Source organism: Pseudomonas sp. LBUM1657 (assembly GCF_059716075.1).
Genome location: NZ_CP166799.1, coordinates 66,313 through 82,796, shown reverse-complemented (window position 1 = coordinate 82,796; position 16,484 = coordinate 66,313). Strand labels below are relative to the sequence as shown.

16 protein-coding genes are annotated in these 16,484 nt (G+C 59.6%); 11 read left to right on the top strand and 5 right to left on the bottom strand.

All coding sequences use genetic code 11. The annotated features are described in order from the left end of the window. Positions 1 to 43: 43 nt before the first annotated feature. A complete protein-coding gene (locus ACA055_RS00390; RefSeq protein ID WP_497681866.1) occupies positions 44 to 1,570 on the top strand; it encodes a SulP family inorganic anion transporter in 1,527 nt (508 codons plus the stop codon). 122 nt (positions 1,571 to 1,692) lie between these two features. On the opposite strand, the gene ACA055_RS00385 is transcribed toward ACA055_RS00390, so the two are convergent. Next, entirely contained in the window at positions 1,693 to 2,343 is a 651-nt protein-coding gene (locus tag ACA055_RS00385) for a hypothetical protein (protein ID WP_497681865.1), read from the bottom strand. A 371-nt stretch (positions 2,344 to 2,714) separates the two neighbouring features. Here ACA055_RS00385 and coxB point away from each other — a divergent pair, with 371 nt between their 5' ends. The 4 genes from coxB to ACA055_RS00365 all read left to right on the top strand — a co-directional run bounded on the left by coxB (position 2,715) and on the right by ACA055_RS00365 (position 7,105). Further along, on the top strand, positions 2,715 to 3,842 hold the full coding sequence (coxB, locus tag ACA055_RS00380) for a cytochrome c oxidase subunit II (protein WP_497681864.1): 1,128 nt from the start codon (positions 2,715 to 2,717) through the stop codon (positions 3,840 to 3,842). 82 nt (positions 3,843 to 3,924) lie between these two features. Beyond that, positions 3,925 to 5,514 (top strand): cytochrome c oxidase subunit I, encoded by a 1,590-nt coding sequence (ctaD, locus tag ACA055_RS00375; protein ID WP_497681863.1) that lies wholly within the window; start codon positions 3,925 to 3,927, stop codon positions 5,512 to 5,514. Positions 5,515 to 5,640: 126 nt separating this feature from the next. Continuing rightward, the gene (locus ACA055_RS00370) at positions 5,641 to 6,192 is read left to right on the top strand and encodes a cytochrome c oxidase assembly protein (RefSeq protein WP_497681862.1); all 552 of its coding nucleotides are present in this window, start codon (positions 5,641 to 5,643) and stop codon (positions 6,190 to 6,192) included. A 25-nt stretch (positions 6,193 to 6,217) separates the two neighbouring features. Further along, a complete protein-coding gene (locus tag ACA055_RS00365) occupies positions 6,218 to 7,105 on the top strand; it encodes a cytochrome c oxidase subunit 3 (protein WP_497681861.1) in 888 nt (295 codons plus the stop codon). A gap of 18 nt (positions 7,106 to 7,123) precedes the next feature. Here ACA055_RS00365 and ACA055_RS00360 read toward each other — a convergent pair whose 3' ends face one another. Continuing rightward, the gene (locus ACA055_RS00360; protein WP_497681860.1) at positions 7,124 to 7,327 is read right to left on the bottom strand and encodes a twin transmembrane helix small protein; all 204 of its coding nucleotides are present in this window, start codon (positions 7,325 to 7,327) and stop codon (positions 7,124 to 7,126) included. A gap of 70 nt (positions 7,328 to 7,397) precedes the next feature. Between ACA055_RS00360 and ACA055_RS00355 the strand changes: the two genes are divergently transcribed. The 5 genes from ACA055_RS00355 to ACA055_RS00335 are packed head-to-tail and all read left to right on the top strand — an operon-like array spanning position 7,398 to position 11,306. Next, positions 7,398 to 8,138: an SURF1 family protein gene (locus tag ACA055_RS00355; protein WP_497681859.1), complete on the top strand. Its 741-nt coding sequence runs from the start codon at positions 7,398 to 7,400 to the stop codon at positions 8,136 to 8,138. Continuing rightward, positions 8,104 to 8,697, top strand: a complete 594-nt coding sequence (locus ACA055_RS00350) for a PA_0111/PP_0108 family redox-active disulfide protein (RefSeq protein WP_497681858.1) — start codon at positions 8,104 to 8,106, stop codon at positions 8,695 to 8,697. Before ACA055_RS00355 ends, ACA055_RS00350 begins: the two co-directional genes overlap by 35 nt. Before the next feature lie 10 nt (positions 8,698 to 8,707). Then, a complete protein-coding gene (locus ACA055_RS00345) occupies positions 8,708 to 9,787 on the top strand; it encodes a COX15/CtaA family protein (RefSeq protein WP_497681857.1) in 1,080 nt (359 codons plus the stop codon). Beyond that, a complete protein-coding gene (gene cyoE, locus ACA055_RS00340; protein WP_497681856.1) occupies positions 9,775 to 10,674 on the top strand; it encodes a heme o synthase in 900 nt (299 codons plus the stop codon). The genes ACA055_RS00345 and cyoE overlap by 13 nt, the downstream gene beginning before the upstream one ends. Next, positions 10,671 to 11,306 (top strand): SCO family protein, encoded by a 636-nt coding sequence (locus tag ACA055_RS00335; protein ID WP_497681855.1) that lies wholly within the window; start codon positions 10,671 to 10,673, stop codon positions 11,304 to 11,306. The genes cyoE and ACA055_RS00335 overlap by 4 nt, the downstream gene beginning before the upstream one ends. A 174-nt stretch (positions 11,307 to 11,480) precedes the next feature. On the opposite strand, the gene ACA055_RS00330 is transcribed toward ACA055_RS00335, so the two are convergent. The 3 genes from ACA055_RS00330 to ACA055_RS00320 are packed head-to-tail and all read right to left on the bottom strand — an operon-like array spanning position 11,481 to position 13,993. Next, complete coding sequence (locus ACA055_RS00330; RefSeq protein ID WP_497681854.1) at positions 11,481 to 12,251, bottom strand: MetQ/NlpA family ABC transporter substrate-binding protein; 771 nt, start codon at positions 12,249 to 12,251, stop codon at positions 11,481 to 11,483. Between the two features lie 60 nt (positions 12,252 to 12,311). Further along, positions 12,312 to 12,986: a methionine ABC transporter permease gene (locus ACA055_RS00325; RefSeq protein WP_497681853.1), complete on the bottom strand. Its 675-nt coding sequence runs from the start codon at positions 12,984 to 12,986 to the stop codon at positions 12,312 to 12,314. Beyond that, a complete protein-coding gene (locus tag ACA055_RS00320; protein ID WP_497681852.1) occupies positions 12,986 to 13,993 on the bottom strand; it encodes a methionine ABC transporter ATP-binding protein in 1,008 nt (335 codons plus the stop codon). The genes ACA055_RS00325 and ACA055_RS00320 overlap by 1 nt, the downstream gene beginning before the upstream one ends. 266 nt (positions 13,994 to 14,259) lie before the next feature. On the opposite strand from ACA055_RS00320, the gene katE reads away from it, so the two are divergent. After that, positions 14,260 to 16,398, top strand: coding sequence for a catalase HPII (gene katE, locus ACA055_RS00315; RefSeq protein ID WP_497681851.1), 2,139 nt, complete (start codon positions 14,260 to 14,262; stop codon positions 16,396 to 16,398). Positions 16,399 to 16,484: the final 86 nt, after the last annotated feature.

Sequence of the window (16,484 nt, the reverse complement as noted above, 5' to 3'; positions counted from 1 at the left end):
GCCCGGCTTTGCCACGCCTGAAGAAAACTTCGGGAGAATCATCATGCGTGCTGCGCAATTAAAAGCTGTTTTGCCACGGGAGCTACTGGCTTCGGTGGTTGTATTTCTGGTCGCCCTGCCCTTGTGCATGGGCATTGCCATCGCCTCGGGGCTACCGCCCGCCAAAGGCCTCATCACCGGGATCATCGGTGGTCTGGTCGTAGGTTGGCTTGCCGGTTCGCCCCTGCAAGTCAGCGGCCCGGCAGCGGGTTTGGCCGTTCTGGTGTTCGAACTGGTGCGTCAGCATGGTATCGCCATGCTCGGGCCGATCCTACTGCTGGCGGGGTTTCTGCAATTGGTAGCCGGGCGTTTGAAACTGGGTTGCTGGTTTCGAGTGACGGCGCCAGCGGTGGTCTACGGCATGCTCGCCGGGATTGGCGTGCTGATCGTGCTGTCACAGGTGCATGTGATGCTCGACGCCGTACCCAAGCCTTCGGGACTGGATAACCTGTCAGCCTTCCCGGCCGCTGTAGCTCAGGCGTTGCCGTCGTTTGGCTGGCAGGCAGGTCTGCTCGGCCTATCGACCATTGTCGTGATGTACCTGTGGGAAAAATTCCGCCCGCACTCCCTGCGTTTTGTTCCCGGAGCCTTGCTCGGTGTCGGTCTGGCAACGGTCGCCAGCCTGGTACTCGCGCTGCAAGTCAAACGCGTGGAAGTCCCGGCCAATCTGGCAGAAGCCATCGACTGGCTGAAACCGGCGGACCTGCTCAACCTGGCGGACCCCACGCTGCTGATCGCCGCGTTTGCCGTGGCCTTCATCGCCAGCGCCGAAACCCTACTCTCTGCCGCCGCGGTGGACCGCATGCACAGTGGCCAGCGTTCGGACTTTGACCGGGAATTGTCGGCTCAAGGTGTGGGCAACATGCTCTGCGGTCTGCTCGGCGCGCTGCCGATGACCGGGGTGATCGTGCGCAGTTCGGCCAATGTTCAGGCCGGCGCGACTACACGAATGTCGGCGATTTTCCATGGTTTGTGGCTGCTGGCGTTCGTGCTGCTGTTGTCCAGCGTACTGCAAAGCATTCCAGTGGCGAGTCTGGCGGGCGTTCTGGTGTACACCGGATTCAAACTGGTCGATCTGAAAGCCTTTCGCGGCCTGGGTCGTTATGGCCGGATGCCGATGTTCACCTACGCAGCGACCGCGCTGGCAATCATCTTCACTGACTTGCTGACCGGCGTGTTGATCGGCTTCGGCCTCACCCTGGCCAAGCTTGCCTGGAAGGCGTCGCGGCTGAAGATCAGCCTGATCGATCTGCCCAAGGACGGTGAAATGGAACTGCGATTGACTGGCGCAGCAACCTTTCTCAAAGTGCCGGCGCTGACTCAGGTACTGGGGACCATTCCCGCAGGTGCGACGGTGCATGTGCCGCTCAATAACCTGAGCTACATCGATCACTCGTGTCTGGAGTTGCTGGAGGAATGGGGCCGGGCCAATGCGGCGAAGGGTTCGAAGCTTCTGATTGAGGCGCGTGGGTTGAAGCGCAGGTTGGAAGGACGGTTGCGTACTACATCCGGGGTTGGTTCCGCAGGATAAACAACAGTGTAGGAGCGGGCTTGCTCGCGAAAGCGGTGTGTCAGTCGACATTAATGTTGAATGATTGACCGCATTCGCGAGCAAGCCCGCTACCACAGAGGTGTTTGGTTCTTTCCGTTGGATCAAGCCGCCGGCTGATCCAGCTCCAGGCCCACGCCTAACTGGCGCGACAGGCACGGCCAGCGTTTCCACGCAGCGCCGGTGTCCGGGCTGTTGAGTTTCTCGCGGTAGGCCTCCACCGACTCCAGCGCGAAACTGTCTTCGTTAAGCATCTCCTCAACGGCGTGATGCACCGCTTCATCCAATTGGTTGGCGAACTCCTCGCCGATCAGCTGGTGAGCAATCAGGTTGGCGACAGTCATGTCCAATGGGATCAGTGGCTGGCCAAAATGCTTGATGTACAGATCATTCACCTCTTCGACCAGACGGTGAGCCAGATAGGCTTCGTCCAGCAGGCTGTCCAGACCGACATGACCGGCCATGATCGCCGGCGGTTGAAGGAAGAACTGCTCGGCGATTTTCAGCACCGGCTTGATCTGTGATTCGATACCCGCTTCCCTGGCGACTTCATTGGCTGCGTCCAGCAGGTCCGGCACTTGCTCTATATACGCGGCCACAAAACGCGTCATCACGCCCTTGGCGTCGTGCTCCGGCAATTGGATGGCGGAGTGAAGGTATGGCAGTTGGGTTTCCAGCTGACGAGTCAGCAGGCCGGTGTCGGCCTCGTGTTGTTGGGCTTTTTGGATCTGCTCGCGCAATGCGGCGGTGTTCATGAAAACTCCAGGAAACAAAGGCAATGAAATAGGGAAGACATAACTTAGCTGGCATATGAAAAATGCTAAGACGCATTTGTCATAAATATTTCATCCTTGAGACATCTCCGTTATATCGGTTTGCCACCACTCGTCTGCATCCTTCTCCATTCGTGACCTAGAACGCAAGTCCCAGCTGTTTCAGATGATTTACGCCCTCACGTTGCGAGGTGGCACTCCCTGTCTATACTCGGGTGGGAATGGAGTTAGCTGATGACGCCCGACTGCACACGCAGCAAGGCTCGGCGATTCAAGTTCGTAGTCTGAAAAAGCCGCTCCCTTGCCGCAGGTGAAAGCCGGCGGGATAACAAGAACGATAAGGGGAACCCGCAATGATGCGACATCCACACGTCTGGATGGGCCTCCTGTTGTGGTCGATTTTCAGTCAGGCACAAGCGGCCTGGACTGTGAATATGGCGCCGGGAGCGACTGATATCAGTCACGCAGTATTTGACCTGCACATGACCATTTTCTGGATCTGTGTAGTGATCGGCATCATCGTCTTTGGCGCCATGTTCTGGTCGATGATTCTCCACCGCCGCTCGACCGGGCAGGTGGCCGCAAAATTTCATGAAAGCACCACCGTCGAAATCCTCTGGACCATCGTGCCCTTCCTGATCCTGGTGGCCATGGCGATCCCTGCCACCGCAACCCTGATCAAGATGTACGACTCCAGTGAGTCGGATATTGATATCCAGGTCACCGGCTATCAATGGAAGTGGCACTACAAATACCTGGGCCAGGACGTCGAGTTTTTCAGCAACCTGGCCACCCCCGCCGACCAGATCCACAACAAGGAAACCAAGGGCGAGCATTACCTGCTCGAGGTCGACAAGCCGTTGGTGCTGCCGATCGGCGCCAAAGTGCGCTTTTTGGTGACCTCCGCCGACGTTATTCACTCGTGGTGGGTGCCAGCCTTCGCGGTCAAGCGCGATGCGATCCCGGGGTTCGTCAACGAAGCCTGGACCCGTGTCGAGAAGCCGGGCATCTACCGTGGCCAGTGCGCCGAGTTGTGCGGCAAGGATCACGGCTTCATGCCGATCGTGGTCGAGGTCAAGGAAAAGGCCGATTACGAAAAATGGCTGGGCGAGCGCAAGGCTGAAGCCGCACAGCTCAAGGAACTGACCAGCAAGGAATGGACCCTCGACGAGCTCAAGGAGCGCGGCGACAAGGTTTATCACACCACTTGCGTGGCCTGTCACCAGGCAGAAGGCCAGGGCCTGCCGCCGATGTTCCCGGCACTCAAGGGCTCGAAAATCGCCACCGGACCGATCAAGGATCACCTGAGCATTGTCTTCCACGGCAAACCCGGCACGTCCATGGCGGCGTTCGGCAAGCAGCTGTCGGAAGTCGATATCGCGGCGGTCGTGACCTACGAACGAAACGCCTGGGGCAACAACAAGGGCGACATGGTCACTCCTAAAGAAGTACTGGAGCTGAAACAGGCGGAAAGCAAATGACCCGGTCTATTGCGCACGTAAGGAACCGGTCGGGGCATCGCGCCCCGGCCTGCCCAGCCCAACTGTTTGCAGGAGACAAGCCATGAGCACCGTCATCGATGACCATGGTCATGCTACCGATCACGCCCACGGCCCCGCCAAAGGCCTGATGCGCTGGGTGTTGACCACCAACCACAAGGATATCGGCACGCTGTACCTGTGGTTTGCGTTCTCCATGTTCTTGCTTGGCGGCTCGTTCGCCATGGTGATCCGCGCCGAGCTGTTCCAGCCGGGACTGCAAATCGTCCAGCCGGAATTCTTCAACCAGATGACCACCATGCACGGTCTGGTGATGGTCTTCGGCGCGGTGATGCCGGCCTTCGTCGGCCTCGCCAACTGGATGATCCCGTTGATGGTCGGCGCGCCAGACATGGCCCTGCCACGGATGAACAACTTCAGCTTCTGGCTGTTGCCGGCGGCGTTCATCCTGCTGGTGTCGACCCTGTTCACCCCCGGTGGCGGGCCGAACTTCGGCTGGACGTTCTACGCGCCCTTATCCACGACCTACGCACCGGAGAGCGTGACGTTCTTCATCTTCGCCATCCACTTGATGGGGATCAGTTCGATCATGGGCGCGATCAACGTGATCGCGACCATCCTCAACCTGCGCGCTCCCGGCATGACGTTGATGAAAATGCCATTGTTCGTCTGGACTTGGCTGATCACCGCGTTCCTGCTGATTGCGGTGATGCCGGTGCTGGCCGGTTGCGTGACGATGATGCTGATGGACATCCACTTCGGCACCAGCTTCTTCAGTGCCGCCGGTGGTGGTGACCCGGTGTTGTTCCAGCATGTGTTCTGGTTCTTCGGGCACCCCGAGGTGTACATCATGATCCTGCCGGCCTTCGGTGCCGTCAGCTCGATCATCCCGACGTTCTCGCGCAAACCGCTGTTCGGCTACACCTCGATGGTCTACGCCACGGCGAGCATTGCGTTCTTGTCGTTCATCGTCTGGGCGCACCACATGTTCGTGGTCGGCATTCCGCTGGTGGGCGAGCTGTTCTTCATGTACGCCACGCTGCTGATCGCCGTGCCCACCGGGGTCAAGGTGTTCAACTGGGCCAGCACCATGTGGCAAGGCTCGCTGACTTTCGAGACGCCGATGCTGTTCGCCGTGGCGTTCGTGATCCTGTTCTCCATCGGCGGTTTCTCCGGGTTGATGCTGGCCATCGCCCCGGCGGATTTCCAGTACCAGGACACATACTTCGTGGTCGCGCACTTCCACTACGTGCTGGTGCCGGGGGCAATCTTCGGGATCTTCGCCTCGGCCTACTACTGGATGCCGAAATGGACCGGCCACATGTACGACGAAACCCTCGGCAAGCTGCACTTCTGGCTCTCGTTCATCGGCATGAACATGGCGTTCTTCCCGATGCACTTCGTAGGGCTGGCGGGCATGCCGCGGCGGATTCCGGACTACAACCTGCAATTCGCCGACTTCAACATGGTGTCGTCGATTGGCGCGTTCATGTTCGGTGCCACGCAGATCTTCTTCTTGTTCATCGTGATCAAGACCATTCGTGGCGGCGAGCCGGCACCGGCCAAGCCGTGGGATGGGGCCGAAGGCCTGGAGTGGAGCATTCCGTCACCGGCGCCGTATCACACGTTCACTACTCCGCCGGAAGTGAAATGAACACGCAGCCCTTTGTGGGAGCGGGCTTGCTCGCGAAGAACGATAACGCGGCTTGTCTGACGAACCGCGGCGCCTGCTTCGCGAGCAAGCCCGCTCCCACATCGGTCTGTGTGGAGGACTCATACCATGGCTGATTCGATTTCGATGAAGAAGCTGGTCACCCGCCTGTTGCTGGTGGTGGTGGCGATGTTTGTCTTTGGGTTTGCACTGGTGCCGATCTACGAAGTGATGTGCCTGGCCTTCGGCATCAACGGCAAGACGGGCGGACAGTACGAGGGCGAGCAAACGGTCGACATGTCGCGGCAGGTGCGCGTGCAGTTTCTGTCCACCAACTCCGCTGACATGCCTTGGGAGTTCTATCCCAAGAGCGATGAGCTGACGGCCAATCCGGGGGCGGTGAACGAGATGATTTTCATCGCGCACAACCCCACCGACCGACCGATGAGTGCCCAGGCGGTCCCGAGCATCGCGCCGAGCGCCGCGGCGGCGTACTTCCACAAGACCGAATGTTTCTGCTTTACCCAGCAAGTGCTGCAACCCGGTCAACGGATCGAGATGCCGGTACGTTTCATCGTTGACCGTGACATGCCCAAGGATGTGAAGCACCTGACGCTGTCTTACACGCTGTTCGACATCACCGCCCGACATCCACCGGTGGCCGTAAATACTGGCGGCTGAGCGTGCCCGATAAGGAGAACAATAAATGGCAACTCATGAACACTATTACGTACCGGCCCAGAGCAAGTGGCCGATCATTGCCACGGTCGGCATGCTGGTCACGGTGTTCGGCCTGGCCACCTGGTTCAACGACCTGAAGGTGGCGCGGCCGGAATCCCACGGCCCGCTGATATTTTTTGTCGGTAGCCTGCTGCTGGCCTACATGCTGTTCGGCTGGTTCGGTACGGTGATCAAGGAAAGCCGCGAGGGACTGTACAGCGCTCAGATGGATCGCTCGTTCCGCTGGGGCATGAGCTGGTTCATATTCTCGGAAGTGATGTTCTTCATCGCCTTCTTCGGCGCACTGTTTTATGTGCGCAACATCACGGGGCCGTCGCTCGGTGGTGAAGGCGCCAAAGGCCTCGCCCATATGCTGTGGCCGACGTTCGAATTCACCTGGCCGCTGCTGAACAACCCGGACCCGAAACTCTTTCCCGCACCCAAGGACGTCATCAGTCCGTGGGGGCTGCCGCTGCTCAATACCGTTTTGCTGGTGAGTTCCAGCGTCACCGTCACCATCGCCCACCATGCTCTGAAAAAGGGTCATCGCGGCGCGCTGAAAATCTGGCTGGCGATCACGGTATTGCTGGGCTGTGCGTTCCTGGGTTTCCAGGCCGAAGAATACATCCACGCTTACAAGGAGCTGGGTCTGACCCTGGGTTCCGGGATCTACGGCGCAACCTTCTTCATGCTCACCGGTTTCCACGGCGCCCACGTGACCATCGGCACCATCATTCTGTTTGTGATGCTGATGCGGGTCATGCGTGGGCACTTCGATAACGAGCACCAGTTCGGGTTTGAAGCGGCGAGTTGGTACTGGCACTTCGTGGATGTGGTGTGGATCGGGCTGTTCGTTTTCGTCTACGTGCTCTGAGGCTTTTGACGTAAAGAGCTACCAAGGCACGTGCGACACCAGCTGGCCGCTGAAAAAACCCCAGGCAATCAAGCCGACGGTGATGGCGGCCAGGGCAACACGAACACTCAAGGCCATGACGAGGCGGTTTGAGCTGCTGTCGTCCTTGACCAGAAAAAACAGGCCGCTGAACAGGCTGACAACCGTGGCAATCAGCATCAGGACGATGGCTGCTTTGAGCATGGTGAGACTCCGGGGGTAAGGCGATGCACTTGAGTATAGCTATCGCGACGACCGACTTTCTGGCGATGCCATGAAGCGCTTTCAGCCGGGCATCGTGCCGACGCTGGTGGTGGCGATTTTGCTGCCGCTGCTGGTGTCGCTCGGGTTCTGGCAATTGAGCCGGGGCGCGGAGAAAAGCGCGCTGCTGCAAAGCTACGCCGAGCGCCGGGTAGCCGAACCGATGGCCAGCACCGAGCTGCAACACACCGAAGATCCGGCCTTCCGCCGGGTTCGCCTGCACGGCCAGTTCGATGCCGGGCACAGTCTGCTGCTGGACAACCGTCAGCGTGACGGCAAGGTCGGCGTGGAGCTGCTGCAACCATTTCAGGACCAGGCGACCGGGCTCTGGCTGCTGGTCAATCGCGGCTGGCTGCCGTGGCCGGATCGGCGCACACCGCCGCAGTTCAAAACGCCCACCGAAACCCTGAGCTTCAATGCCTGGGTCTACGTCTCCCCCGGCGCGACCTTCCAGTTGCATGCGGACCCGAGCAGCACAACCTGGCCGCAACTGATCACCGCCGTTGAACCAGCGAAGCTCTGGACGACACTTGATCGTGACGGTTTTGCCTACGAATTACGCGTGGAAAACGGCCCCGCCGCCTATCAGGCCGATTGGCCGGTGGTGGCCATGGGGCCGGAAAAACACCTGGCTTATGCCGTGCAGTGGTTCGCCATGGCGATCGCGCTGTTCGGCCTTTATCTCTATCTCGGCTGGCACAACGCAAAGGAGAAACACCATGGGAGCGGCCATGAATCCACCCAGCATGTCTGAGACAAAAACGCCGGCCAACCGGCGGCGTGGGCGCTTGCAGTTACTGCTGATCGTGCTCGGGGTGATCGGTCCGATGATCCTCGCCACCGGCATGTACAAATTGCAGTTCTGGGTGCCGGAGGGTCGCAGTTATCACGGCGAACTGATCGGCAACGGCCAGACCCGCGCCGACCTCGGCGTACAGGCGCAGGAAGATCGCTGGCAGTTGTTGGTGACGGCGCCCAAGGAATGTTCGGTCGACTGTCAGCAACTGGTGTACCTGGCGCGGCAGATCCAGATCGGCCTCGGCCGCGACGCCGGGCGCGCCAGTCACGCCATCGCTGCCGCGCAACCGTTGAACAGCGATTACGACGCCAAGCTTAAGATCGAGTATCCGCAGCTGCAGCGCTATCCGCTGGACCTGAGCACCTTCAACAAAACCGCTGGCGACAAGGCTGTGCCGCAACTGTGGATCATCGACCCTCACGGCAATCTGGTGCTGCGCTACGACCCGACGGTCAAGGGCAAGGACCTGCTCAACGACCTGCGCCATCTGCTGAAACTGTCGAACATCGGATAAGGGCATCGTCATGGCCAAACCTGGATTTCGCCTCGCGCTGTTTGCCACCTTGCTCGCACTGATTGTGGTGTTGCTCGGCGCCTACACCCGCCTGACCCACGCCGGCCTCGGCTGCCCGGACTGGCCGGGCTGCTACGGCTTTATCAGCGTGCCGAAAAGCGAAGCCCAGCTGGCGCATGCCGAACTGAACTTTCCCGACGCGCCGGTGGAAGCCCACAAGGGCTGGAACGAGATGGTCCACCGCTACTTCGCCGGCACGTTGGGCATGGTGATTGCGGTGCTGGCCGGTCGTGCCTGGGTGCATCGGCGTCATCCGGGGCAACCGGTGAAATTGCCCCTGTTTCTGTTGGTGGTGGTGATTGCCCAAGCCGCGTTCGGCATGTGGACGGTGACGCTCAAGCTCTGGCCGCAGGTGGTCACCGGGCATTTGCTCGGCGGGTTTGCGACCTTGAGTCTGTTATTCCTGCTGACCTTGCGCATGTCCGGCGTGCTGCCGGCGCTGACCGTGCCGCGACGCTTGCAGTACTGGGCGACCGCCGGGTTGCTGCTGGTGATTGGGCAGATCGCACTCGGTGGTTGGGTCAGTTCCAACTACGCGGCGGTGGCTTGCATCGACTTCCCGACCTGCCATGGGCAATGGCTGCCACCGGCTGATTTCGCCAACGGCTTTCACCTGACCCAACACATCGGCCCCAATTACCTCGGCGGGCAACTGGACAGCGACGCGCGCACGGCGATTCACCTGACTCACCGTATTGGCGCGCTGCTGGTCACCCTCGTACTGCTCGGTCTGGCCTGGCAACTGAAAGTCGTCGGCATGACGCGCCTGGCGGGGCTGGTACTGATTGCCCTCGCCGCACAGATAACCCTGGGCATCAGCAACGTGATTTTTCACCTGCCGCTGCCAGTGGCCGTCGCTCACAACGCCGGTGGTGCGGCGTTGTTGCTGACGTTGGTGCTGGTCAATTATCACGCCCGGACCAGCCTGGTCCGGGTCAAGCAGCAAACCCCTGCGCGCTGGCGGTTCAGCCCGCGTAAACACTCTGCCGGGCCCATAACAATAAAAGGAGAGATGCCATGGCGACTCTGATCGGCGCACGTCACAGTCAGGCGATCTGGCGGGACTATCTGGAGCTGACCAAACCGAAAGTGGTGGTGCTGATGCTCATCACTTCGCTGGTCGGCATGTTCCTCGCTACCCGCGCCGGGGTGCCGTGGACGGTGCTGGTGTTCGGTAATCTGGGGATTGCGTTGTGCGCGGGCGGCGCGGCGGCGGTCAACCATGTGGTCGACCGGCGCATCGATGCGGTCATGGCCCGCACTCATAAACGGCCGCTGGCTGAAGGCCGGGTGTCGCCGACCGCCGCGCTGACGTTCGCGCTGGTGCTGGCGGTGCTGGGTCAGGCCTTGCTGCTGGCCTTTACCAATCCGTTGACCGCTTGGCTGACTCTCGCTTCGTTGCTCGGTTATGCAGTGGTCTACACCGGTTTTCTCAAACGCGCGACGCCGCAGAACATCGTCATCGGCGGCCTGGCTGGAGCGGCCCCACCGCTGCTCGGTTGGACCGCCGCCACCGGCCACATCAGCGCCGAACCCTTGCTGCTGGTGCTGATCATCTTCGCCTGGACCCCGCCGCACTTCTGGGCCCTGGCCATTCACCGCAAAGAGGAATATGCCAAGGCCGATATCCCGATGCTGCCGGTGACCCACGGCGAGCACTACACAAAGGTCCACATCCTGCTTTATACCTTTGCGTTGCTGGCGGTCAGCCTGATGCCCTATGTGATCCACATGAGCGGCATGCTCTACCTGATTTGTGCCCTGGGACTCGGCGCAAGGTTTCTGCAATGGGCCGTGGTGCTGTACCGTGGCACTCGGCCGCACGCGGCGATCAACACCTTCAAGTACTCTATTTATTACTTGTTCCTGCTGTTTATCGCGCTGCTCGTAGACCACTACTTACTGTTGAACCTATGACTCGAACCCAGAAAACCGTCTTCATCCTCGTCGCCCTGATCGCGCTGGTCCTGGGCCTGACCATCAACAAAGTGCTGTCCGGCAAAGGCCAGGGCGACCCGACGGCGCTGATCGACGCCGGGATCATCCTGTTGCCCCAAAGCCGTAACCTGCCGGACGTGACAATGACCGATCAGGACGGCAAACCGGTGACGGTCAACGAACTCAAAGGCAAGTGGTCGCTGCTGTTCTTCGGCTATACCTTCTGCCCGGACATTTGCCCGACTACCCTCGCCCAACTGCGGCAGATCAAGAGCGAACTGCCGCCTGAGGCTGTGGACAAGTTGCAGATAATCCTGGTCAGTGTCGACCCGAACCGGGATAACCCCAAGCAGCTCAAACAGTACCTGGGCTACTTCGATCCGCAGTTCATCGGCCTGACACCGGCATCGATCGAAGAGCTGCAAAAAGTCGCCAACGCGGTAAGCATTCCGTTTATTCCGGCGGACACCAGCAAGCCGAACTACACCGTCGACCACAGCGGCAATCTGGCGGTGATCGGGCCGGACGGAACGCAACGTGGGTTTATTCGGGCGCCGTTGAATAACGTGAAACTGGTGGCGCAGTTGCCGGTGATGCTCAAGCGTCAGTAAGGCTGCCAGACATCTAATGTGGGAGTGGGCTTGCTCGCGAAAGCGGTGTTCCAGTCAACATGAATGTTGAATGTACTGGCCCCTTCGCGAGCAAGCCCGCTCCCACAGGGTCGGTGTTTCAGGCAAAAAAAAGGGGCGCATTCAATGCGCCCCTTTTTTCGTTAAAGCTTCAGATCAGAACGCCGGCACTACCGCGCCTTTGTACTTCTCGAGAATGAAGGCTTTCACTTCCGGGCTGTGCAATGCAGCAACCAATTTCTTCATCGCTTCGCTGTCCTTGTCGTCCGGACGAGATACCAGGATGTTCACGTACGGCGAGTCGCTGCCTTCAATGACCAGCGCATCCTTGGACGGATCAAGCTTGGCTTCCAGCGCATAGTTAGTGTTGATCAGCGCCAGGTCGACCTGGGTCAGCACGCGCGGGATGGTCGCGGCTTCCAGTTCACGGAATTTCAGGTCCTTGGGATTCTCGGTAATGTCCTTGACGGTCGCCAGAATGTTGTTCGAATCCTTCAACGTGATCACGCCGGCCTTGGCCAGCAGCAACAGTGCACGACCGCCGTTGGTGGCGTCGTTCGGGATCACCACGTTGGCGCCGCCTGGCAGCTCGGTCAGCGCTTTGTACTTGCTGGAATAAGCGCCCAGCGGTTCCAGGTGCACGCCGGTAACGGCAACCAGATTGGTGGTCTTGGCCTTGTTGAACTCATCAAGGTACGGCTTGTGCTGGAAGAAGTTGGCGTCCAGACGTTTCTCGGCAACCTGCACGTTCGGCTGGATGTAGTCGGTGAAGACTTTGACTCTCAGATCCACGCCTTCTTTGGCCAGGGCCGGTTTGACGAATTCGAGGATTTCCGCGTGCGGGACCGGGGTGGCCGCTACGGTCAGGGTGTCGGCCTGTGCGGAAAAGGCTGCAACGGCAGCGAATGCGACGAGTAGTTTTTTCATTCAGCTAACTCCTTGTGCGGCGCCCGTTTGGCGCCTGCCAGCGAATGGCCGGCTCATGTCTTATTTACGCGAGAAGTGTACGACCAGCTTGTCGCCGACGGTTTGCAACACTTGCACCAGCACCAGCAGCAACATCACCGTCACGACCATCACATCGGGCTGGAAACGCTGATAACCGAAACGGATTGCCAGGTCACCCAGACCACCCGCGCCGACCACACCGGCCATCGCCGTGTAGGAAACAAGCGTAATAGCCGTCACCGTAATCGCTGCGAAGATGCCCGGACGGGCTTCCGGCAGCAAGGCATTGGTGATGATCTGCCGTGTGGTCGCGCCCATCGCCTGGGTCGCCTCGATGATGCCGCGATCCACTTCACGCAGGGCGGTCTCCACCAACCGTGCGAAGAACGGCGTGGCACCCACCACCAGCGGCGGAATCGCACCGGCGACACCGAGGGACGTGCCGGTGATCAGCACCGTGAACGGAATCATCACGATCAGCAGAATGATGAACGGCAGCGAACGCAGGATGTTCACCATCAGCGACAGCATCGCATAGACGCCTTTGGCTTCCAGCAACTGACGCGGGCTGCAGAGGAACAACAGCACGCCCAGCGGCAGGCCCAGCAGCACGGTGAACAGCAGCGAACCGAAGAGCATCAGCAAGGTATCGCCAGTGGCCAGCCAGATTTCGAACCAGTCGATATTAACGAAAAAACTTGTCAGGACTTCCATCAGCGCAGCACCTCCATGTGGACGTCAGCTGCGGTGAAGTGGGCGAACGCCGCTTCCATGTCGCCACCGGTGACGGCAAGGGTCAACTGCCCGTAGGGCACGTCTTTGATGCGGTCGATACGACCGGCCAGGATGCTGTAGTCCACACCCGTTTCGCGGGCGACGGTGCCCAGCAATGGCGCGTAGGTCGCTTCGCCCTGGAACGTCAGACGCACGATGCGGCCTGGTACGTGAGCGAAGTCGTCGCGTTGTTCGCTTTCGTCGATCTGCTCGTCTTCTTGCACGAAGCGCTTGGTGGTCGGGTGCTTCGGATGCAGGAACACCTCGGCCACCGGACCTTGCTCGACGATCACGCCAGCGTCCATCACCGCCACCTGATCGCAAACTCGACGGATCACGTCCATCTCGTGGGTGATCAGAACGATGGTCAACTTCAGCTCGCGGTTGATCTCGGCCAGCAATTGCAGGACCGACGCAGTGGTCTGCGGGTCCAGGGCGCTGGTGGCTTCGTCGCACAGCAGGATTTTCGGCTTGGTCGCCAGGGCGCGGGCGATGCCGACACGCTGTTTCTGACCACCAGACAATTGCGCCGGGTATTTTTTCGCGTGGTCGGACAGGCCCACCCGCGCCAGCAACTCGGCCACGTGCAGGTCGATTTCACTGCGCGACAATTCACCGGCCAGGGTCAACGGCAGCGCAACGTTGTCGGCCACAGTCTTGGATGCGAGCAAGTTGAAGTGCTGGAAAATCATCCCGACCTGCTGACGGAAGCGGCGCAGGCTGTTGGCGTCGAGCGCGGTGACTTCTTCGCCGTCGACGATGATCTTGCCGCCACTGGAGTTCTCCAGGCGATTGATCAGACGCAGCAGGGTACTTTTTCCCGCACCGGAATGACCGATCAGGCCGAAGACCTGACCGTTCTCAATCGTCAGACTGGTCGGATGCAGGGCGGGGATATCCCTACCGGCGACGCGGTAGGTTTTGTGGACGTTTTGAAACTCGATCACGTAGCGAACCTTGTGGGGCGCGTTAGAAAAGGATCAGCGGTTAGCCGGGCGCGCATTTTAGCCTGTCCGTATAGAGGTTCTTAGCATTTATTTCGCATTCAACCTGTGATTTGGCAATAACGCGATCAAAGGTCAGAAAAAAGGAACGGCGCAAAACGTCATCAGTCATTAATTAGGCAACTCGAAAACGCCCCCCGGTGCCGTGCCTGGGGAATTGCACAAGAGTCCTGGCTACGGCGGGAATCGCAATGAGGAGTTAATGCCTGATGAGTACTAAAAAGCCTGCCGCCCCAAAAAGCGCTCTGGCCGGGACCGATACCCTGGACCGTGGCAACACCAATGCCAAGCTCGAGAGCCTGGAAAAATTTCGCTCCGACGCCACCGAACAAGCCCTGCGCACCAATCAGGGCGTAAAGGTTTCGGATAACCAGAATACGTTGAAGGTCGGTGACCGCGGACCGTCGTTACTGGAAGACTTCATCATGCGTGAAAAGATCACGCATTTTGACCATGAACGTATTCCCGAACGCATCGTCCACGCCCGCGGCACCGGTGCCCACGGTTTTTTCCAGACTTATGAAAACCATTCCGTACTGACCAAGGCAGGTTTCCTGCAAGACCCTGGGAAGAAAACCCCGGTGTTCGTACGCTTTTCCACGGTGCAAGGCCCCCGCGGGTCAGGGGATACCGTGCGGGACGTACGAGGTTTCGCGGTGAAGTTCTTCACCGACGAAGGCAACTTCGACCTGGTGGGCAACAACATGCCGGTGTTCTTCATTCAGGACGCCATCAAGTTCCCTGACTTCGTGCATGCGGTTAAACCCGAACCCCACAACGAAATCCCTACCGGCGGCTCAGCCCACGATACGTTTTGGGACTTCGTTTCTCTCGTTCCGGAATCGGCACACATGGTGCTCTGGACCATGTCCGACCGGGCGATCCCGAAAAGCCTGCGCAGCATGCAGGGCTTTGGCGTGCACACTTTCCGCCTGATCAACGCCGAGGGTAAATCGCGCTTCGTCAAATTTCACTGGCGCCCCACCGCCGGGACCTGTTCCCTGGTTTGGGATGAAGCGCAGAAACTCGCCGGTAAAGATACTGACTACCACCGTCGCGATCTCTGGGAGTCGATCGAGATGGGGGACTACCCGGAATGGGAACTGGGCGTACAGGTCGTCGAGGAGGAAAACGAACACGCTTTCGATTTCGACCTGCTCGACCCGACCAAAATCATTCCCGAGGAAATCGTGCCGATCACGCCGCTGGGCAGAATGACGCTCAATCGCAACCCGGACAATTTTTTCGCCGAAACCGAACAGGTCGCCTTCTGCCCCGGGCACATCGTGCCGGGTATCGACTTCTCCAACGATCCATTGCTGCAAGGCCGACTGTTTTCCTACACCGATACGCAGATCAGCCGACTTGGTGGTCCGAACTTTCACGAGATTCCGATCAATCGGCCGGTGGCACCGTTTCACAATGGCCAGCGCGATGCGATGCACCGCACCACCATCGACAAGGGCCGCGCGTCCTACGAACCGAACTCCATCGACAGTGGTTGGCCGAAAGAAACGCCGCCCGCCGCACAAGATGGCGGGTTCGAGACTTATCCGGAGCGCATCGACGCCAACAAGATCCGTCAGCGCAGCGAGTCGTTCAGCGATCACTTTTCCCAGGCGCGATTGTTCTTCAACAGCATGAGCAAGCATGAGCAGGAACACATCATCTCGGCCTACAGCTTTGAACTCGGCAAGGTCGAACGCGAGTTTATCCGGGCGCGGCAGGTGAATGAGATCCTGGCCAATATCGACCTGGAGCTGGCCAGGCGCGTCGCGCAAAACCTTGGCCTGCCGGCACCAAAAGCCGGGACCGTCGATGTACGCAAAACTTCACTCGACCGCTCCCCGGCCCTGAGCCAGGCCAACTTGCTGCCGGCGGATATCAAAACTCGCAAGGTGGCGATACTTGCAGCCAACGGTGTCGATGGCGCCGCAATCGATGCAATGAAGAAAGCGCTGAAGGCCGAAGGCGCGCACGCCAAACTGCTCGGTCCGACTTCTGCACCTGTGACAACGGCCGATGGCAAGGCATTGCCAGTCGATGCGTCGATGGAAGGCTTGCCGTCGGTGGCGTTCGATGCGGTGTTCGTGCCCGGTGGCGCGGCGTCGATCAAGGCGTTGAGCACTGATGGCGTGGCGTTGCATTACCTGTTGGAGGCATACAAGCACCTGAAGGCGATCGCCCTGCATGGCGAGGCGAAGCAGTTGCTGGATGTGTTGAAGCTGGAGGCTGATGCTGGGTTGATCGTGGGGACGGATGCCAAGCTGATCAAGCCGTTTTTTGCCGCGATCGGACAGCATCGGGTGTGGGACAGAGAGCCTAAGGCCAAGGGGATTCCGGCTTAAGGGTTTGTATCGGTAGCGAGGACGCCTTCGCGAGCAAGCCCGCTCCCACATTGAATCTCAGTCGCTCACAGAATCTGTGTACGCCG